The sequence below is a fragment of the Lysinibacillus sp. RC79 genome (assembly GCF_041262405.1).
Lineage (GTDB): Bacteria > Bacillota > Bacilli > Bacillales_A > Planococcaceae > Lysinibacillus.
Window position 1 is genome coordinate 18,545 of the sequence record NZ_JBGCCD010000011.1, and the last position, 20,931, is coordinate 39,475.

The 20,931-nt window shown below is 37.1% G+C and carries 18 protein-coding genes and 2 pseudogenes; 16 read left to right on the forward strand and 4 right to left on the reverse strand.

Annotation, left to right across the window (positions count from 1 at the left end; genetic code table 11):
* Window positions 1–401 precede the first annotated feature (401 nt).
* Together ABH968_RS12475 and ABH968_RS12480 are read right to left on the reverse strand one after the other, a co-directional pair.
* Window positions 402–1,352, reverse strand: a complete 951-nt coding sequence (locus tag ABH968_RS12475; RefSeq protein ID WP_370044353.1) for a DUF2167 domain-containing protein — start codon at window positions 1,350–1,352, stop codon at window positions 402–404.
* A gap of 1,217 nt (window positions 1,353–2,569) precedes the next feature.
* On the reverse strand, window positions 2,570–2,665 hold the full coding sequence (locus ABH968_RS12480) for a putative holin-like toxin (RefSeq protein WP_268637676.1): 96 nt from the start codon (window positions 2,663–2,665) through the stop codon (window positions 2,570–2,572).
* Between the two features lie 877 nt (window positions 2,666–3,542).
* On the opposite strand from ABH968_RS12480, the gene ABH968_RS12485 reads away from it, so the two are divergent.
* Together ABH968_RS12485 and ABH968_RS12490 are read left to right on the forward strand one after the other, a co-directional pair.
* Window positions 3,543–3,791: a hypothetical protein gene (locus ABH968_RS12485; RefSeq protein ID WP_370044354.1), complete on the forward strand. Its 249-nt coding sequence runs from the start codon at window positions 3,543–3,545 to the stop codon at window positions 3,789–3,791.
* Between the two features lie 10 nt (window positions 3,792–3,801).
* A pseudogene (locus ABH968_RS12490) lies at window positions 3,802–4,014 on the forward strand (Imm51 family immunity protein); the annotation flags it as partial.
* A 324-nt stretch (window positions 4,015–4,338) separates the two neighbouring features.
* On the opposite strand, the gene namA reads toward ABH968_RS12490, so the two are convergent.
* Together namA and proC are read right to left on the reverse strand one after the other, a co-directional pair.
* Entirely contained in the window at window positions 4,339–5,349 is a 1,011-nt protein-coding gene (gene namA, locus ABH968_RS12495) for an NADPH dehydrogenase NamA (protein ID WP_370044355.1), read from the reverse strand.
* Between the two features lie 198 nt (window positions 5,350–5,547).
* Window positions 5,548–6,354 carry a pyrroline-5-carboxylate reductase gene (gene proC / locus ABH968_RS12500; protein WP_370044356.1) on the reverse strand — a complete coding sequence of 269 codons (807 nt, stop codon included), beginning with the start codon at window positions 6,352–6,354 and terminating at the stop codon, window positions 5,548–5,550.
* Window positions 6,355–6,983: 629 nt separating this feature from the next.
* Here proC and ABH968_RS12505 point away from each other — a divergent pair.
* The 14 genes and pseudogenes from ABH968_RS12505 (at window position 6,984) to ABH968_RS12570 (ending at window position 20,738) form a co-directional block, all read left to right on the forward strand.
* A complete protein-coding gene (locus ABH968_RS12505) occupies window positions 6,984–7,931 on the forward strand; it encodes an MBL fold metallo-hydrolase (protein WP_370044357.1) in 948 nt (315 codons plus the stop codon).
* 8 nt (window positions 7,932–7,939) lie between these two features.
* Window positions 7,940–8,695 (forward strand): SDR family NAD(P)-dependent oxidoreductase, encoded by a 756-nt coding sequence (locus tag ABH968_RS12510; RefSeq protein WP_370044358.1) that lies wholly within the window; start codon window positions 7,940–7,942, stop codon window positions 8,693–8,695.
* A 133-nt stretch (window positions 8,696–8,828) separates the two neighbouring features.
* Window positions 8,829–9,281, forward strand: a complete 453-nt coding sequence (locus tag ABH968_RS12515; RefSeq protein WP_370044359.1) for a MarR family winged helix-turn-helix transcriptional regulator — start codon at window positions 8,829–8,831, stop codon at window positions 9,279–9,281.
* Entirely contained in the window at window positions 9,268–10,611 is a 1,344-nt protein-coding gene (locus tag ABH968_RS12520) for a serine hydrolase domain-containing protein (RefSeq protein WP_370044360.1), read from the forward strand. Before ABH968_RS12515 ends, ABH968_RS12520 begins: the two co-directional genes overlap by 14 nt.
* Window positions 10,612–11,296: 685 nt before the next feature.
* Entirely contained in the window at window positions 11,297–12,490 is a 1,194-nt protein-coding gene (locus tag ABH968_RS12525) for an argininosuccinate synthase (protein ID WP_370044361.1), read from the forward strand.
* Between the two features lie 78 nt (window positions 12,491–12,568).
* On the forward strand, window positions 12,569–13,942 hold the full coding sequence (gene argH, locus ABH968_RS12530) for an argininosuccinate lyase (protein WP_370044362.1): 1,374 nt from the start codon (window positions 12,569–12,571) through the stop codon (window positions 13,940–13,942).
* Between the two features lie 211 nt (window positions 13,943–14,153).
* A complete protein-coding gene (locus ABH968_RS12535) occupies window positions 14,154–14,528 on the forward strand; it encodes a carboxymuconolactone decarboxylase family protein (RefSeq protein WP_370044363.1) in 375 nt (124 codons plus the stop codon).
* Between the two features lie 640 nt (window positions 14,529–15,168).
* The gene (locus ABH968_RS12540) at window positions 15,169–15,546 is read left to right on the forward strand and encodes a GntR family transcriptional regulator (protein WP_370044364.1); all 378 of its coding nucleotides are present in this window, start codon (window positions 15,169–15,171) and stop codon (window positions 15,544–15,546) included.
* Between the two features lie 7 nt (window positions 15,547–15,553).
* Complete coding sequence (locus ABH968_RS12545; protein ID WP_370044365.1) at window positions 15,554–16,633, forward strand: DUF1648 domain-containing protein; 1,080 nt, start codon at window positions 15,554–15,556, stop codon at window positions 16,631–16,633.
* Window positions 16,634–16,646: 13 nt separating this feature from the next.
* Window positions 16,647–17,933 carry an alpha/beta hydrolase gene (locus ABH968_RS12550; RefSeq protein ID WP_370044366.1) on the forward strand — a complete coding sequence of 429 codons (1,287 nt, stop codon included), beginning with the start codon at window positions 16,647–16,649 and terminating at the stop codon, window positions 17,931–17,933.
* Between the two features lie 39 nt (window positions 17,934–17,972).
* Window positions 17,973–18,029, forward strand: a pseudogene (locus ABH968_RS12555) (DUF3784 domain-containing protein); the annotation flags it as partial.
* Window positions 18,030–18,075: 46 nt separating this feature from the next.
* Window positions 18,076–18,237, forward strand: a complete 162-nt coding sequence (locus ABH968_RS12560) for a hypothetical protein (protein WP_370044544.1) — start codon at window positions 18,076–18,078, stop codon at window positions 18,235–18,237.
* Between the two features lie 462 nt (window positions 18,238–18,699).
* Window positions 18,700–19,548 carry a MerR family transcriptional regulator gene (locus tag ABH968_RS12565; protein WP_370044367.1) on the forward strand — a complete coding sequence of 283 codons (849 nt, stop codon included), beginning with the start codon at window positions 18,700–18,702 and terminating at the stop codon, window positions 19,546–19,548.
* An 86-nt stretch (window positions 19,549–19,634) separates the two neighbouring features.
* Complete coding sequence (locus ABH968_RS12570) at window positions 19,635–20,738, forward strand: C45 family autoproteolytic acyltransferase/hydrolase (RefSeq protein ID WP_370044368.1); 1,104 nt, start codon at window positions 19,635–19,637, stop codon at window positions 20,736–20,738.
* The last annotated feature ends 193 nt before the right edge of the window (window positions 20,739–20,931 follow it).

The following is a 20,931-nucleotide window of genomic DNA, read 5'->3' on the forward strand; positions in this document are numbered from 1 at the left end:
TTAGTAACCTAGAGGCTTAGTGCAACTTGGCTATAACAATTGTAATTTTATTAAACTGGAAAAAACAATGTTATAACTACTGTGGAAATATAAAACTATTTATGGTAATTATTTTATGTGTGGTAATGAAAATGATAGTGGTGATTTCATAATTTTATTTACACCTTAAACATTTTGGATTGGATTTGCATACTTAGGGTATTTTGTACTGTGCTATGGCTGTAAACAATATCGCAACCGTGCTTGTGCAGCTTATTTTATAAGGCGCTTCTTTAAATAAATAAACGATAATCAAAGCCCTTCCTAATCACTCGGCTATCTTGTGATTAGGAAGGGCTTTGATTATTCTTATTTGGAACAATTCAATAACCACTCCGCGAAACGTTTAGCGGTTATTACTCTTACAAATTAACCTTGCTGCTGTCACTCGTCTGGTCCTGAGCCGGTTGCTCCGACTGTTCCGGTTGCTCAGATTGTGCTGGTTGCTCCGACTGCTCTTTCTTCAATCCGAGTTTTTTGCGAATAAAGCCCCAAATTGCGCCTACAGCCAGCACAAGCACGATCCCAAACTTCTTCAATAGAGGGATGAGCACAGCAAGTATGCCCGCTTTTTTGGCAACGGCTAGACCCGCGCCTCCGAGAATTAATCCAGTTAAGCCGAATTCAGCTACCTTATCGGTTTTTTTGTCAAAATCCTCATAGCGCTGACCTTGCTTTAAGTTAAACTGCTTTAGGATCTTGTTGTTAAACACCATATGATCGGCCTGCAAATTCGCCGGAGCTGAGACGAGTATCGCCGAGATATAGCCTTCGCGCGATAGAAGTCGCACATTGTAGTTAATAACACCGTTGTTCTGATTATCATGTGCCAATAAAGACCATGACAAACTGTGTAAGGCGTTGTCGTAGAACGGAGCAATATCCCATTTATCAACGAATAACTGATTTTCAGGACTTAAATCCTTATTCATTTCTTCCGTGCCTTTTTTGTAGCTTTCCAGCAAAGCGTCAGCATCGATATCCTTTTTTTCGTCGTCTTTTATATGTCCAGATTCCGTATATTCGAAATAAACGGCCCAATTCTGTTTTTCATCCTTTGGGAAAACCACACCGATTTCTTCCCCGTTCGGTTCCATTCCGCTCTGCGTTATGTACTTTTTCGTATTTTCGGCATCAAGAAAAATAAAATCGCTGCCTAATTGAAGTTCCGCTAAATTAGTTCCCACGTCGACTTTCTGTCCACCTTCTACCCAATTTAGCTCTTCTTCGGCGTATGCGGGAACCGCACACGCCATAATAATAAGAGTCATAACAGTTACTGATTTTAATAGTTTTGCAATCAATGATTTCAAAAATAGCTTCCTCCCAAATCTGTGTTCTTACGCTGCGGACGACTTGTCCTTATTTCCTTTAAATAAATGAATGCCTACTAGGACGGCACCGATACCTGCAATAGCAATTTCAACAAAGTTTCGCCTCCGCCAAAAATTTTGCCAAAAACGGTAAATAATTTGAATTGCATACCGAATTGCGGCAGTATGAACGCCCCTAACCCCAAAATTAAAAACAAGATACCAGTACGTAACATAATCAACTCCCTTAAAAATGGAAAAACACTTCTATAGATCATCTTATAACCCAAAATGTGGCAACCGCGTAAATAGTCATTTAACTTTCTGTAGTACTTATGACTCGTTAGAAATAAAAAGAAATTGCTGAAAATTATGGATGAAACTATTTACCAACCGATCAACCAACTTACTAATATATAAATTAAATATTGGCCAAAATCCTATAGGAAAAACAATTTGTACATAAAGGTGATGATTTTTATGTATGAGGCAAGAAAAGAAATACCACAATTTCATGGTGATAGTGATGGTGAGTATCAACATTATTGGAAAGAGAGGAAAGCCAAGAACAAATAGAAATGCTGTTATTTAGTATTGGAGGTTCAATGAGGATACAGAGGATAGTAGAATATACCGCAATACTTTTGGTTATTGTGGAGTGTTTCAGAATGGATAAAAAAATCTGTTGAGTTGTTCTCTAACATTGGTTTTTCTCTTAAAAAGAGTGAATTTAATGAGATAGATGAAAGATAGACCAATCCCTTTGGAATATACAGAATATATTGATATTATTTCTTCAAAATTGAGGGGATTTTAAACCCATACGAAGAATCTCCAGATGATGAAGATTTGGTTTTAATAGAACTCTCAATTTCTGGTGACACAATAAGTTTCAAACATGAAAACTTTTTCCTAGCACTTCAAGGTAGAGTGCTTGAATACAAAGTGTGCTTTTGTGTACTTTCATTTTTGTTCTAATAGAATTAATATACACACACTTTGTTGGTTTAATTTGTGTTCTTTTGTGTACATAAGATACTGGGTAATAGGGGTATAAATTCTTGAGAAATAAAAGCGATGTGGTATAATAGGGGTAAGAAAAAGACCGTATGGTGCGGTAACACCATACGGTCAAGTAACAAAACAAACGCTTTAAGAGCGATTGGCAAGACGAAAGTAAAAGCACTTTAACCCTGCTTAGGTTTTAAAGGGTGCTTTTACTTTTTTTGTGAAAAAGTATATGACAATGCAAGGATAGCTATAATTAAAGTACCAAGACCAATAGCTATGCTTAATGCTTCATATGTTGTCATAAGCAATCCCTCCTTTCTCTCCTAGAACTAAATAGCAAAATTTGAATTAGGAGTAGTAGAGAAGACCGCCAATCACCCTTAAATACCTATATTCTGTTACACTTTAATTATACCATTTCTTCTATTATTATCATAGTTTTGCTATCTCTTACTAGATTCTAATTCCTCTAACTGATTAGTTATTCTCTTCTTCGATTTTTTAAACTTTATCACTCAATAACTCAATTGATTATTCTCCAATTAATTCATTTATCCATGGTTTGTATTTGCCGATACACAGATTATGTGTAATGGCATGCATTAAATGTTTATCCTTCAACAATGTAGCTATCGATGGGGATAGAACATTTAGCATATAAATCGAAATTTTGAAACCAGCTGCAATAAAAGATATAGTTGACATATTTGAGTTTGGCGAGGATTTGAGGTTTGTAGAATCGAAGAACAGTTGGTTTGTTAGTTGAAGAAGAGTTATCGCTATATAAACATATGCAAGAAGGTGTTCGAAATCCTTCTTTTGCATATGTTTTTTCGTTTTTCTTCTGTATCGGAAATGTACACAGGTAAGTAAAAGCGAGCTAATTATTTTGATAAGAAGTAAGGGTAGCTATATAGTTGTAATACTAATGTTTTCGAATGTATTTTCATTGATAGAAGGATTGAAACTTAGGTTTTTGATTCAGATACTCACTTTTGATAAAACTACAATGTAGGTAATTTATGGTATCGCTAGTAGTAATATAGGCATATGTGTTGGATCGACTAACGGTAAACAAGTTTGGTAAAGTGAGTTAGGTATTTATTGTCGGGAAAAACAGCTGTATATCAATAAGGGAAAAATGACTATAAAGTTATTAATGAGGGTGGTATTAAAAAAATGTCGATTGAAGTTATTTTTAAAGGCGTGGAAAATGAATCCAATGTAGCTCGACTTGGCGGATATAGCTTCTTGCCTGAAAGTATTGATTGGCCATTAAATCCAGATGGAGATAAATTAACACTTGTATTATGTTTACCAACGGATTTTTTTAATAAAACTTTAGATTTAAACTTACAAGAAGAACATGTTCTATCCGTTTTTACAAAGTATAAAAAAGAAGATTACTTTTTAGATTTAATCACTTGATGAGAGATTTAAAGGAGGAGGTTATGATTGGGGATCTTTGGCGATTGTCTTTCTTGAAGAAAAAATGCCCGAATTAAAAGGTATTGTTAATTTTGATTCCAAAGCCAGTATGTTTTGTGCTTATTCCTCTGATAAAAAAACATTAGAGAAGTTTGCTATTTCATTTAAAAATACATGTGAAGATGAATCGATTATTACGGATTTATTTTCTCGTGTGAATTAGATTGAAGGTTTTGTTTTCAGATTGTTTAAAGATGATTTATGGAAATGGCAAGAAACAACAGTTGTGTATTTAATCTTCCAGTCGTAAAAAATCAAGTGATATATATAGTACAATGTCAGTGAGCTATTTTTTATTAATTTCCGATAAGGATCTTCGCCATCGTCAATGGAGAAGTCGTAACTGCAGATGATGCAGAGATGTTAGTGAAGGCAATTTATGTAGAAATTAAACCAAACCCTCTTTATTGAAATGAAAACAGCTTGTTAACATAAATCAACAAGCTGTTTTTTATATTTTGGTGAATAGCCGATATACCGCTATTTTTTACCAACCGCGTACGTATTGCACTGGAGGTGTAACTTCTTCTCCTAAATCCTTAGCAGCATGAAGTGGCCAATATGGCTCGCGTAGAAGAACACGCGCTAGGAAGATTAAGTCAGCGCGATTATTTTGTAAAATTTCCTCTGCTTGAATGGCTGTCGTAATAAGGCCGACTGCTCCAGTTGGAATATTAGCACCATGCTTAATCGCTTCAGCATGAGTTACTTGGTAGCCTGGAAAAACATTAATATGTGCTTGCACGACACCACCTGTAGAAACATCCACTAAATCGATACCCTGTGATTTCATCCAACGACTGAAGACGATAAAATCATCCATTGTTGTACCGTTTTCTGCGTAGTCTTCAGCGGAAACACGCACAAGTAAAGGGCCTTCCCAAACACTACGAATAGTATCGATGACTTGACGTAATAATCGATAACGATTTTCTTGAGAGCCACCATATTGATCATTGCGTTTATTCGTTGCGGGTGATAAAAATTCACTAATTAAATAGCCATGTGCTCCATGGATTTCTAGAACATCGAAGCCTGCTTTAGTTGCTCGAATAGCTGCTTGCTTAAATGCTTCTACAACATATTCAATGTCTTCTAATGTCATTTCAGTTGGCGTTTTAAAAGCATCGCTAAATGCGATGGCTGATGGCGCAAATATTTCTCCATCTACAGTTGCTTTACGCCCAGCGTGTGCAAGCTGTATGCCGGTTTTTGCTCCGTATGCCTTCATTCCTTGAACTAACTGGCTTAAACCTTCTATATGAGCGTCATCCCAAATTCCGAGATCGTTACTAGATATACGACCCTCTGGTACAACACCAGTAGCTTCGACGATGATTAAACCAACTTGACCAGCAGCCCGAGTTGCATAATGTACTTGGTGGAATGGTGTGACAAGTCCATCATCCTGCGCAGAGTACATACACATCGGTGCCATCACAACACGATTTTTTAAAGAGATATTTTGTAATTGATAAGGTTCAAATAATTTAGCCAATATAAAGCCCCCTAATCCTTAGTGATATACTTTATCCCGCATTAACGGGCAGTAATACTCCCACCTCAAAATTTTGGCAAAAGCAAAGAAGTTAGATGGGAGATAAACTGCCCGTAAAAGCCCGATTCGGTCAACTAATAAACAGTGGGGGATGAATAAAACCCCCACTGTTTAAAGTTTCACTTTATTTTGCACCCATTATTTACTATTTGCAAGTGATCGAGATCGAGCTTCAGCCTCTTTAATACATGCTTCAATGGCTTCATTAAATTGATATTGTTCAAGAGCTTTAATTCCAGCTTCTGTTGTACCACCTGGACTTGTGACTTTACGGCGTAAGACATTAGGTTCATCGACGGATTGTTTCAGCATTTCCGCAGTACCAGCAAGTGTTTGCGTCATTAATAGTCGTACTGTATCCTTCGAGAGACCGACCTTTGTACCAACACGTTCAAATGCCTCCATTAAATAATAAATATAAGCTGGGCCACTCCCTGAAAGAGCCGTTACTGCATGTAATTGATCCTCATTCACCTCAATAACTGAACCAACCGCCTCTAACAGTTGTAAGAAAATGGAGCGCTGTTCTGCTGTCACTTTGTCATTAAAGGCAATCCCACTTGCAGACATCCCGATTGTGGCAGAAGTGTTAGGCATAACGCGTGCGACTGGACGAGCACCTAAATGTTCTATAATAGTAGAAATAGCAATACCAGCTAAAATAGAAAGAACGGCTGATTGCTCTGTAATTTTAGGCTTTAACTCACGCATCGCTGCAATGGCATCTTTAGGCTTCATCGCTAAAATGATTAAATCAGCCTGCTGATAAATATCATGTTCAATATTGCAATTTACACCATATGTGTTGTGTAAAAAATGTAAGCGATCTTTGTCTGAGCGATTGGTGACGTAAATTTCTTGTGCTGTAAATACTTTTTGTTTAATCCAGCCTTGAATCAATGCCTCAGCCATAGAGCCTGCACCAATAAATAGTATTTTTTTCATGATAAAACCTCCAGTTCAAATTCAATTTCGCCTTGGCGTAATTGTAGCTGACGCTTCGCTTTCGCGCAGATAAACAATGCTTCCGGATTTTGAATTGTGCTAGCACAATTCATTCCTTTGAAAATCCGTGACATCCCCCGGAGGCTTTATCTTCATTCAGCTGTCGCTACGCTTACGCACAGAAAAGATCTGTACCTGTCGCTACGCTTTCGCCACTAAAACATTTGTAGCTGACGCCACCAAAACATTTGCTGAATGAAGATAAAAAAGCGCTTTCGTCCTTATAAAGAAGGACGAAAACGCTGTTGTTTCCGCGGTACCACCTTTGTTTGCCAATTGGCACAACTCATAGCCCTTTTATCGCAAGGGAAACGGTTATGTTTTCATAACTGCTCAGAAGTAGGTTCGGTAATGGGAGCGGGTGATGTTACTTTCAGCAAATGTAACACTCTCTAAAACACCTTCACCAATTACGTACTTGGCTTCATCAACGCACAAAAATAATTAGATTATTCAAAATTATATTGATAATACGTCAACCTGTCAACTGAAGGGTGACGAAAAGAAGAAAAACTTGTAAAATAGAATGAATCGGTATTCACTAGTTGCATAAAAGGGGGAAACAGCTTTTGTCTATATACAAAATAGAAATACCAACACCCTATGACGTAGGAGATGTGAATGCATTTGTTGTAAAAGGCGATGCATTGACAATTTTTGATGTTGGTCCAAAAACAATGGAAGCCTATGATGCGCTTAAATGGGGTATTCGAGCAGCAGGCTTTGACATGCGAGATATTGAACAGGTTGTGTTAACCCATCATCATCCAGATCATGCAGGTTGGGTGGATGCCTTTCCAAACGCAGAAATTTTAGGGCATGCCTATAACGATAAATGGCTTCGTCATGACGAGGATTTTTTACGTTACCATGTGCAGTTTTACAGTGAGCGCTTATTTGAGCACGGAGTTCCTCAACAATATATCCAGCCGAGTGTACATGTCCGCCGTGAAATAGAGCTTGTGGGTGAAAGACCATTAACACAAATTCTTAACGATGGGGATGAAGTGCCAGGACATCCTGGACTAAAGGCTATTGAAACATTAGGACACGCGCAAAGCCATTTAATCTACTGGGATGAAAAAACTCATCAAGTAATAGGTGGAGATTTATTGCTTGAAAAAATTACACCAAACCCATTAATTGAGCCACCACTAGACCGTACATTAGGACGTACTAAATCATTACTACAATATAATGAATCGCTAGAAATTTTACGTCGATTACCCGTAAAAAAGATGTATACAGGACATGGTGCTGAGCTAGAGAATATTCCTGATTTAATTAATAAACGACTAGAACGCCAGCATCAGCAATCCTTGAAGGTTTGCGAATTATTTGGTGACGAATCATTAACCGCTGTACAAGTAACGAAGCGCTTTTACCCAGCGCTTTTTCAGCGTCAGCTTGGTCTGACGTTGTCCAAAACGCTAGGTTATTTAGATTACTTAGAGGCCAACAATTTCATTACATCTACAAAAACGGAAGAAGGTATCTATTTATTTCACAGGGAGTAGGTTTAAATATGAACATGAATAAAAAGACTATCTTCGTTACAGGTGCAACAAGTGGTGTAGGATTGAAAATTACAGAATTATTAGTAGCACAAGGTCATACGGTTTATGCAACAGGACGCAATACAGTGGCATTGAAAGCATTAGAACGCGTTGGTGCAAACGTGATTCAAGCAGACTTAACTAATTTAGCTACAGTAGATGAAGTATGTGCACAGCTACCGCCTCTTGATGTAGTTATTTTATCTGCCGGAGTAGGTAAGTTTGGCATTGCACCTGACTTATCAGATGAAGCTATTAGACAAATGGTAGAGCTAAATGTCAGTGTACCGATATATTTAGCAAAACGTTTAGCAGCGCCTATGATACAACGTCAACAAGGTCAGCTCATCTTTATCGGCTCACAGGCAGGAAAGGTAGCGACACCTAAGGCTAGTGTTTATGCTGCTACAAAGCATGCGATTGTCGGCTTTACGAATGGGCTTCGCATGGAACTGGCTCCGTATAACGTTAAAGTCACAGCGATACATCCAGGTCCAATCGATACACCATTTTTAGACAAGGCGAGTGATGAAAGTGGCTATCGCGAGTCTTTAGGGAGATTTTTATTAACAGCTGAAGAAGTGGCACAAGCTACGATAAAAACAATCGAGCGCCCTGTCCGAGAGGTTAATTTACCACGGATCATGGGGTTAACAAGCAAGCTATATGCAATGGCACCTGCAACCGTTGAATTTTTAGGTAAATCATTTTTCAATAAAAAGTAAGTATTTAACTGTAGGCATACTCAAGTGAAAATTGAGTGTGTTTACAGTTTTTTTATTCAAATTCCCTTTTTATTGACAAAATAATTTATGTTGATTAATATTTAAGTTAACTAAAATATTAAGGCTGATAAAGATGACTAATATAAAGCAAATTGTTGATGACATTAATCAATATACTTATGAAATGAATGTAAAATTAGCGAAGGCTCAAGAAGCTCTATTTAAAGATGATTTATCGATGAAACAAACGATGGTAATCGATTTTGTACACAAGCATAAAAAGTGTACAATGGGCGAAATCGCTCACTTCATGGAAATCTCCCCGAGTGCTGTGAGTCAAATAGTAGCGAGACTGGAAAAAGAAAACTACCTAAAACGCGATATTAACCCTAATAATCGTCGGGAAGTAGTTGTCATGTTAGCTGAAAACGGAGATGCCTATTATCATCGCGATGAGCAAATTAATGAACTCATTATTGATAAGATTTATAGCAAAATGCCTGTGGAAGATTTAGAACAATTGCGTAGCTTAATCCAGCGCCTAAATCAAATTGTTGAGGAGGAAATTTCAAATGTATTGGAATAAAGTGAAAGAACAGCTTGACGATACGTTTAATGGAACTGTGCTGCTTGCACAAGATGAAACTATTTTATTACAAGGTGCCTGTGGCGAAGCTTCGATTCAAACACACGCACCTATGGAACTCCATCAACGTTTTAACTTAGCTTCTGTATCAAAGCCGATTACAGCATTGGGAATTTTACTTTTAGTACAAGAAAAGAAATTAACATTCGACGACGATATTAACCAATGGTTCGATCATTTACCTTACACAAATATAACTGTACGCCACTTATTACATCATACATCAGGTTTGCCTGATTATATGGCATTGTTTTCAAATTGGGATGAAACTACAGTTGCTACAAATGAAGACGTGCTGCAGCTATTAACTCAATATGCGCCACCTCGACTTTTTGAAGCAGGAGAAAGAATGGAATACAGCAATACCGGTTATGTTTTATTAGCTCTTTTAATCGAGCGTGTGACCAATAAAACTTATACTGAATATATGGAAGAAGCTATTTTTAAACCGCTAAAGATGATGAACACAACTGTAACGTCAACTACTTTTACCGAACAATATACGAATGAAATTGCACAGGGCTATGTGTTTGATATGTATGCTGGACAATATGTGGAACCTTCGGAGTTTGAGGAAACGAAAGGTACTACTTGTTTGAATTATATTACTGGCGATGGCGGGATCTATTCAACGGTAGAGGACTTGTGGAAATTAGGGTGTGCTGTTATTCAGTCACAACTTTGGGATGAAGCTTTACTTGTGCAAGCCTTTACGCCCTCAACTCTTACAGCGGAACAACCTTTTTCTTATGGGATGGGTTGGATTATTTCCGAGGATGAACAACTTGGGAAATGTGTATGGCACAATGGCGGTTGGCCAGGGTATGCAACTACATTTAAAATTTACCCGCAGTCTAAGACAATCTTTGTATTTTTACGCAGTAAAGAGCAAGAAGTGGATTATGAAATAGCGATCGGTGAAGCAATTGAAAAAGCAATAATGACACATGAGTTCCATTTGCCGAAAAAGCCTGAGCAATATAAAGCTGTGCATTTACCAGTCAACATTTTACAGGGCTATGTAGGGAAATACCAACTCCAAGAACATCCTGAACATGAAGTGGAAATAGCGTTACAAGAGGATAATCGTTTATACATTTTCCTACCAGCTACAATGCCACTTGAGTTACATGCAATAAAAGAAGATGAATTTTTCTTACGTGGTATCGGCGTTTTAGTGACGATCAAGAAAGATAGATTAACAGTTATTAGTGAAGGTCAAAAAACGATTGCAAAAAAAATAAACGATCACGTGCTTAAAGGAAAATAACATATTTTTATAGTTTTATAATTTGAGAACAAACTAAAAAGAATCCATTTTGCATAATGAATTCTCAGATAGTAGAGCTACTTTGTTTTTCTATGCGATAAAATCATTTTGGTTTTAGCTTGGCGATTCTACCTGTCATGAGGAACCGTTGATTTTTCACGAGGAGATTAAAGCCAAGCCCGCTGAAAGCGCCAACTCGGAGTGAACATCAACCTTTGTTTATTGATAGACATTGTTTAATAGTTTTATTTTTTGTCGACATATTGAGAACTCATTTTAAACAATGGGTTCTTTTTTTATTGTATTGAAAAACAAAAAATCACAGGGACATGTAAGAAAATACATTCAAAGTGAAGTGGTTGATTGAAGCAGAGGATGGACGCCCCAGGAATACACCTAACCGGAACGGAAATCAGTCCCTCGTAAACTATTTACTATCCCGAAATTTATACTATATACATTCATGTTGCGAGTAAAAAATCGTTTTTCCGAGTAAAAATATTCATAGTTTGTACAAGCACTTAAAGTATTGGAATGACACACTTTTTACAATAAACATAAAAGTCTATTAATTTATAAAAATACACTTGTTTTTATTTTTATAACATGATACTATTCGTGTATAAACTTTTAGTTGGATGTATAAACATACATATCTTATAGATTAATTGGAGGCGCATTTTTTATGGCAAATAAAAAAGTAGTATTAGCATATTCGGGAGGTCTTGATACTTCTGTAGCAATTCCGTGGTTAAAAGAACAAGGTTGGGACGTTATTGCAGTTTGTCTTGACGTTGGTGAAGGTAAGGACCTTGAATTCGTAAAAAATAAAGCTCTTCAAGTAGGAGCAATTGAATCATATATGGTAGATGCGAAGGATGAATTCGCTGAAGGATATGCATTAATTTCATTACAAGCTCATACTTGGTACGAACAAAAATACCCACTAGTATCGGCACTTTCTCGTCCATTAATTTCTAAAAAATTAGTGGAAATTGCTAATCAAGTAGGTGCGGACGCAGTAGCTCATGGTTGCACAGGTAAAGGTAATGACCAAGTTCGTTTCGAAGTTTCCATCAAAGCTTTAAATCCAGACTTAGAAGTATTAGCACCTGTACGTCAGTGGGGCTGGAGCCGTGATGAGGAAATCGAATATGCAATGAAACATAATGTACCGATTCCTGCAACTTTAGATTCACCATTTTCAATCGACCAAAACTTATGGGGCCGTGCGAATGAAGCGGGCGTAATGGAAGATCCATGGGTATCTCCACCAGAAGAAGCTTACGGTTTAACAGTTTCTGTGGAAAATGCTCCAGATGTAGCGGAATACGTAGAAATTGAATTTGTTGCTGGTAAGCCAGTATCTTTAAACGGTAAAGAAATGAAGCTTGCTGATTTAATCCAAGAGCTTAATGCAGTAGCTGGAGCACACGGTGTGGGTCGTATCGATCACGTAGAAAACCGATTAGTTGGTATTAAATCTCGTGAAGTATATGAAATTCCAGGAGCAAAAGTGCTATTAACGGCTCATAAAGAGCTTGAAGACTTAACGCTTGTAAAAGAGTTAGCACACTTCAAGCCAGTCATTGAGAAAAAATTATCTGAATTAATTTATGATGGTTTATGGTTCTCTCCATTACGTGTAGCATTGGAGTCATTCCTTGCTGAATCACAAAAATTTGTGAACGGAACTGTGCGCGTGAAGCTTTACAAAGGTCATGCAATTGTGGAAGGACGTAAATCTCCAAATTCACTTTATAATGAAAAGCTAGCAACATATTCTAAAGAAGATCAATTCAACCATGCTTCAGCAGTAGGCTTCATCGAATTATGGGGTCTGCCAACAGTGGTGAACTCTTCAGTAAATAAAAACTAATTTGACAAGTAAGGTGTAGGATAGTTTTGCGCTGTGCTACACCTTTTCGAAAAGATACGAAGGAAAAGGTGAGCTGTTATGACTAAACTTTGGGGCGGACGTTTCCAAAAATCAGCAGAAGCATGGGTGGACGAGTTCGGCGCATCGATTGGCTTTGACCAACAGCTTGTTCTAGAAGACCTTGAAGGTAGCGTAGCACATGTTACGATGCTTGGCGCAACAGGAATTTTACCAGCAGCTGACGTAGAGGCAATTCTCGGTGGACTTGCACAATTACAAGAAAAAGCAATCGCAGGGGAGCTTGAATTTACAGTTGCCAATGAAGATATTCACTTAAATTTGGAAAAAATGCTCATTGATTTAATTGGTCCTGTAGGAGGTAAGCTTCACACAGGCCGTAGCCGAAATGACCAAGTAGCAACGGATATGCATATTTTCTTGAAAAAACGTGTGAAGGAAGCAATCGGTTTAATTGAGACATTCCAAAAGACTTTGCTAGAAAAGGCTGAGGAGCATGTGGAAACAATTGCTCCAGGCTATACACATTTGCAACGTGCTCAACCAATCTCATTTGCGCATCACTTAATGGCCTATTTTTGGATGTTAGAGCGTGATAAACAACGCTTTACAGAATCGCTTAAGCGTATCGATATTCTGCCTTTAGGTGCAGGTGCCATGGCGGGTACAACTTTCCCAATCGACCGCTTAAAATCTGCTGAGCTTTTAGGCTTCAGCGAGGTTTATGCAAACTCTATGGATGCAGTAAGTGACCGTGATTTTATCGTTGAATTTTTAAGCAATTCATCATTATTAATGGCGCATTTATCTCGTTTTGCAGAGGAAATTATATTGTGGTCGACAGATGAATTCAAATTTATTGAATTAGATGATGCCTTCTCAACGGGTTCTTCTATTATGCCACAAAAGAAAAATCCTGATATGGCGGAGTTAATCCGTGGAAAAACGGGACGTGTTTACGGTAACTTAATGGGCTTATTAACAGTTCTTAAAGGAACACCGTTAACATACAACAAAGATATGCAAGAAGATAAAGAAGGTATGTTCGATACAGTCCATACAATTCTTGGTTCACTAAAAATCTTTGAAGGTATGATTCGCACGATGACTGTCAATACAGAGCGTTTGCATCAGGCAGTACATTCTGACTTCTCTAATGCTACGGAGCTTGCAGATTATCTAGCAACAAAAGGTATGCCTTTCCGTGAAGCACATGAAGTGACAGGAAAACTTGTATTCACATGTATTCAACAGGGTATCTACTTATTAGATTTACCGCTTGAAGACATGAAAAAAGAAAGTGAGCTTATCGAAGCGGATATTTACGATGTATTAGCGCCTGAAGCAGCTGTTCGTCGTCGCCATTCCTTAGGTGGTACAGGATTTGATCAAGTAACCATCCAAATCGAAAAGGCAAAAACTTGTCTAATTTAACAATTATTTTAGCGTGCATGTCCTTGTGACTTTTGCATAGATATTCATTAAAGCTGTCCAGTGAGGCACTATGATAAACCATTTTCCTTTTTCGTTAGAGCTAGAGGGTGAAACGAAAAAGAGCCCCTTACATAGGTGAAGGACAATCCCCAATTCTGGAGACGCGGAATTGGGGTTTTTGTGTAAAGAAATAACAATGGGAGGGATTTCAATGAATGGGCGTTTTACAAGGGGATTAGAAACAATTAAACAGTATGTGACAAAGGAAGAAGCGGCACAAATGATTGAGGCAGATGCACTAGCTGATGTAGCACCAAATTTACGCAAAATGATTATTGAATTTGCCTATGGTGATGTTTATTCACGACCAGGGCTAGATGCAAAAAAACGTGCACTTATTGTCATTACAGCAGTAATAACTCAAGGGGCTGCCCCACAAACAAAGACACATATTAAACGTGGTTTACATGCAGGTTTGACACAGACAGAAATTGTGGAAGCACTATTACAATTAGTGCCGTACATAGGTTTTCCACGTGTGCAAAATGCATTAACTTCTTTCAGCAGGTGTCCAAACACCTGCTGAAAGAAGTTAATGCCTCCGGCGGATATCACGGAATCGGCTTTGTGCAAGCACAAAGCCGATTCCGGACGCAATTATGCCGAGGCATAATTGATCCATTGCGCAACAGGTCTTTAAAGAAGACGCCTAAAATAAAACTCTGCATTTTCGTGGAGTTTTATTCTTTAACAAGCCATTATTAATAAAAATGCCCTTCACATGAATAAACACTTGTTAAACAGTTCATATTAAGAGAGGAATCACTTATCAATCTAAAATGATTAGGAGGATGTAGAATGAGTAGTCAAACACCCAAAGACCAGGAATCTCAGGAAAGTCCGCCACAACTGTATAGGGTGAGCTTCTAAAATCTTAAGGAATAGGTGAGGCAGAGGATATTCTGTTTTGCTGTATCTTAAGAAGAAGCAAAAACCGATACAGATCAAATCAAATAGAAATAAGTGTTCTTGGGATCCAGAATTTTTCTGGGTCCTTTTTTTATTTCGCATTAATTACCCTATAGCCTGATAGACCAGTGGTGGTAAAGAAGATAAACTGATTAATTTTCACTTTATAGAAGAATTTGACTTTTTTAGGAAACTGTATTACTCTATGTATGACAGATTTCTGTTTGGTGATAAGCGATACAGATGGGAGGGCTAAGATGCATATTCATTTAGATCCAAGCAGTGAATTACAGCTCTATAAACAGTTAGCGAATCAATTAATTGAGTTAATCGCTAAGGGAAAGCTAAAAAATGGTGACACATTACCTTCAGTTCGTTCAATGGCTTCGGATTTAGGTATTAATGTAAGTACGGTAAGTAAGAGCTATCATGAACTTGAAGAAAAAGGGTTAATCGAATTAAAGCCGAAAGCAAAGGCTATCATTATCGGTGGTCAAAAAAAAGAACTGGAAGAGACGGAAGTTGAAAAAGTAGAAAATGCATTAAAACCAATTATGGCAGAGGCCTTTGCACGTGGTCTCGAAAAAGATCAGATGACAAGTTTGTTTCATCGAATTTTAAAACAATGGAAGTAGGGAAAATATGCTTTTTATATTAAGCATCTTTATCTTTGTAGGTGTACTGGAAACATTAACACCATATTTTGCGAGAAAAACAACTGTGTTTGGTGTTTCAATTCCAGAGCCGTATGTGCAACATCAGCAATTACGTATTTTTAAAAAGCATTACAGCATGATGGTCGGGAGCATAGCAGTTGCATTTCTGATAGGCCAAATTTCACTACTATTGACGTCCATTCAGGAAGAGAAATTTGTTTTACTATCCTTTATATTCCTATTTGTCATGCTACTCATATCAGCTGCTCTTTATATGTCTTATCATATAAAAATCAAAAAACTAAAAAAACAAGAAAATTGGGAAGCACATGTCAAAACTGTTTATGTGATGGATTTATCTATTCGAGATAAAGATGAAGTACTCTCACCTACTTTTTTCACATTCCCAATTATTATTACTTTAGCATTGATCACCTTTACCTATATGAATTACAATGCCATCCCAGATGTATTTGCTACCCATTGGAATGCAGCAGGTGAGGTGGACGGTTGGACTGAAAAAACAAGGATATCTGTTATTGCATTGCCGCTTATTTTACTAGGGACGCAAATTAGCTCTTTCTTAATAAGCATAGGTATGAAAAGTGCCAAAATACAATTGAGCGCACAGGCGAAAGAAGCTTCTGCCAATAGAGAGCTTGCACAGCGTAAATATGGCAGCTGGTACTTTGCGGCGATTAATTATAATATGACCATTCTTCTTGTTGTTTTACATTACACGACAGTGATTTTAAAAAATCAAACAGCTCCTTACTTCTTCCCTCTTTTTATTGTTTTTATGATCGTCTCTTTAGGGGGACTTATCCTCTTCATTTGGAAATTAAGTAAAAGTAATGAGCGCTTTGATGATTTACATACAAACGAAACAGCTTCAGCCGATGATCGCTACTGGAAATGGGGTATTGTTTACATCAATAAAAATGATCCATCACTATTAGTGCAAAAGAAATACGGTGTTGGTTGGACTGTGAATATGGCGAATAAATGGAGCTATATTATTTTACTTGTCATATCTTTGCCAATCTTGTTAGTCATTTTCATATAGAGGGAGAGATTTTATGAAAAAACTATTATTTTTATGTTGTGCACTCTTATTATTAGTAGCGTGCGCGCAGAAGGAAGACAACACAAAAGGGAAAGAGACGAAAGGGGACAATAAAATGAATGAACAACTAATCGGAAAATGGGAAGGGAATATTGAAACACCAAATGGAGCATTTCCAATTATCGTTGATTTGCAAAAAGATAACGGGAAATTATCGGTACCTGCTCAAGGGAATCATCCATTTAAAAGCATTACATATAATGGTGATCAAGTGAATGTTTCCATCAACTTAAATGGCTCTGCAGTTGAAATTAATGGCACATTAAAAGATGGGCAAATTGAAGCAACGTTCCAACAAAATGGTGGCAAATTCCCACTTGTCTTAAAGCCATTCAAAGAACAGCCAGAACAACCAGTTACGTATGAAACGTTAAAGATTCCCGTTCAAAATGGTGAGTTAACAGCGGCTCTTCAAAAGGCTAGCAACGAGCCATCTCCAGTTGCGCTTATTATAGCAGGCTCTGGTCCAACTGATAAGGATGGAAATTCAGCCTTAGCTGGTAAAAATAATAGCTTAAAAATGATAGCGGAGGGGTTAGCAAAAGATGGTATTGCAACTGTCCGCTATGATAAACGTGGAATTGGCGATAATCAATCCCTTTTAACAAAGGAAGAAGATATAACTTTTGACCAATACGTAGATGATGCAGTTCAAGTAATTAATACCCTGTTAGCCGATAAAGCATTTTCAAGTGTTCATATTATTGGCCATAGCGAAGGCTCACTGATCGGTTTACTAGCAGCACAAAAAGCACATGTAGAGTCCTTTGTTTCCATAGCAGGCACTGGAAGACCAATAGATGAAGTTCTGTTGGAGCAATTAAAAGTTCAGTTAACACCAGCCCTTCTAAAAGAATCAACAGATGCTCTTGCATCTTTGAAAAAAGGCGAGCTAGTGAAGAACGTTTCGCCAGAGTTACAATCTTTCTTCCGTTCTTCGATTCAACCGTATATGATTTCATGGTTAAAATATAACCCTGCAAGTGAGTTAGTAAAAGTGAATAGCCGAGTTTTAATTCTTCAAGGTACAACTGACTTACAAGTAGTTGCGACTGATGCGGAAGCGTTAAAGAAAGCAAAACCAGATGCCGAGCTTGTATATATGGACGGAATGAATCATGTGTTAAAAAATGCTCCAGCAGATCGCGCGAAAAATTTTGCGACGTATTCAGACCCAACATTACCACTTCATAAAGAATTGCTGCCAGCCATTCAGCAATTTATTCTAAATGAAAAGTAGAGACTAATCATCATGTATGCCATTGTTTGGTTGATCATAATGATTCCGTTCCTAATCTTTGCAATTGTTTTATCACAAGGAAAAGGTGCATTTCTAATAGCGGGCTATAATACGATGTCCAATAGTGAGAAAGAGAAATATAATGGGCAAAGTGATGTACGGCTATTGTTTTTGTTTACTATTATGGGGACTGAACGAGCTATTCACAAAGGAATGGCTATTTATCATCGGGCTAGTTCTCTTTATAGGTCTTACAATTTTCACACTTGTCTATGTCAATACACGTAATCGCTTTAAAAAATAAGTTTCTATATAAGGTGAGTTGAGGAAGCAGGGTGAATACCCGCGGAAGGAAGGCGAATGCCCACGAAAGAAAGACAATGCACATACGAACTAACAGTGCAATCATTCATTGCAGTAATTTAAAGTACTCATAAATAATATTTAACAAAAAGAGGCTGGGACAAAAGTATTTTAGCTAAAGTAAAACCCGAACAAATTTGCAAGACACTCATACGGTGTTTTGCCATTGTTCGGGTTTTCTAAATATAGTGCTTAATTTATTTGAAAGTAATTCGGCTTTCGCAAAGAGCTAATTAGTTATGTCCCAGCCTCTTTTTGAGTTAGGGAGGACTTTTGTTAAAATGTTTGCCTTGTTAGGATAATGAACATTAAATTTGAAACATTTACCACATTACAATCGTACGATATAGTAATAACTAAGCGGTTAATCGAATTCAACAATATTTGAAAAGAAGGTTTTATTATGTATAGCATTGGGAAATTTTCGAATCTGTGCAATGTTCCTATAAAAACCATTCGTTATTATAGTGATATTGGGTTACTTGAGCCATCCTTTATAGATCAAGTGACAGGTTATCGTTATTATGATTACGATAAAATAAACGAGCTGAAGACTATACAGGTACTTAAACATTGCCATTTTTCATTAAACGAAATTGAACAGATTATTAAAGGGAAAAATGATAAGCAAGATTTAGAGATGAGATTAAATAAAAAAGTTCAGGAATTAGAGCACCAACAAGAAATAATCGCTGAACAAATTCAAAATATTGTCCAAGTGAAAAATTCTATTCGGAACACTGAGACTTTTAATCCAAAGCCGATATTATCAAGTTGTTACATAGAAGAACGACCAAAAACACAGGTGCTTTCCATCCGTGAAAAGATTCATATTATTGAAATGGATAAGCTAGTACAAAAATTATTTGAACGAATATATGCCTATCAATTTGAGATAGATGGGGAGCTTGTTGCAATTTTCCATCAACAAGACAGGAAGCAAAATATAGGAGATGTTGAACTACTGTTACCAGTAAAAGCAACTCAACAAGGGGAGTATACTAAAGTAATATCAGAAGGCAAGTATGCTTGTATAAATGTAAAGGGACCGTATTCGGAGTTGCATTTTGGCTATAGTCGTTTGCAGGAATGGCTTACCGAACAATCCCTCCAGGTAGAAGGGACATTTATGGAGCAGTACAAAAAGGGGTTAATCCCAACTGAAGTAGTAAATCCAATTAATATTAAACCAAATATTGAGCTACATCCAAATGATTTTTTGACGAAAGTGTTTGTGAAAGTAAGAAACTAGCTAAACTCTCCAGTAGATGGAGACTTTATTCTGTATTTAGCAAGGTAAGAATGTCTTGCTAGTAATATATAGAATGGGGTATATCGATGAAAACAAATACAGGACAGTTTGCATTTCTTAAAGGTAGTTCATACGAGATTGGCCAACAACAGGCACGAGAATTTCAAAAAAACCCTTTTGCGAAATCGCTATTCATTACGGGAAATTTAACTTCTGACAACGCTTATTTTGAAATGAAAGCACAAATTGAGCAGTATTGCCCAGGTTTAAATAAAGAATTAGAAGGATTTGCAGAAGCCTTTGGCTATGCGCCCGAACAACTAAATTTTTATCAAAATGCGTGGTTAATTCCTGGGGGATGTAGTTTAGGGGCTATTTTACCTGGAAAGATGGCAGATGGTAAAACATATGTTTTAAGAAATTATGATCTATCACCTAACATTTCAGATATGCGCTTATGTACAACAGTTGTCGAAGGGAAATATACTCATACAGGTTTTTCTGTTTCTACATTCGGTCGAAGCGAAGGTTTAAATGAGAAGGGGCTATGTGTTGCCTATGCATCGTGTGGTATGCCCATTGGCAAATATCCTGGTATGAGACCACCAGTAGTACCTGGGTTACAGTTTATGGTTATTGTCAGAGCTCTATTAGAAAATTGTAAAAATGTAGAAGAAGCTATTTATATGGTTAATAATATGCCTGTAGGAACGAATATGAATCTACTTATAGCTGATGCAAATGGCGACGCAGCTATAATTGGAACCTATGACGGCATAAAAGAAGTGAAACGTGCAGAATTAGATTATCTTATTGCCACTAACCATGGTCTATTTTCTACAATACAAAAAATGGAGCCTGGCAAGCTCGAGCATTCTCAATTAAGATATGATATTTGTGAGGGGAAATTGAAGGAAAGTGGCAAAAGATCTGTTGATGAAATCCAAGAGCTTCTTTTAACAGAGTTTCCTAAAGGATTATCCGTCCATAATTACAATGAAAGCTTTGGAACAGTGCATTCAATTTTGTTTAACCTTACTGATTTACAACTGGAATTTTCATTTGGCTCACCATTACAAAATCAGGTAAACAAAATAGATGTTGGCGAGAATTTTGTGAAAACACAAACACCTGTTGAATTTAATAATAATAGCTATGGAACAGAATTTTGGAAAATAATAAAATCTTAAACAACAAAAAGACCTTTCCTTGGTGATGAGAGGTCTTTTTGTATATACAAACAATCATACTGTGTCCAATAGTGAGAAGAGAAAGAAATAGCATTCGCCAAATCCGTTCCACTTAACGCTCGGTGTTGACATTTACTAAGCGTAAAATCCTGATTATCATTACTTATTATAAGTAGAAAAATCACTATGAATT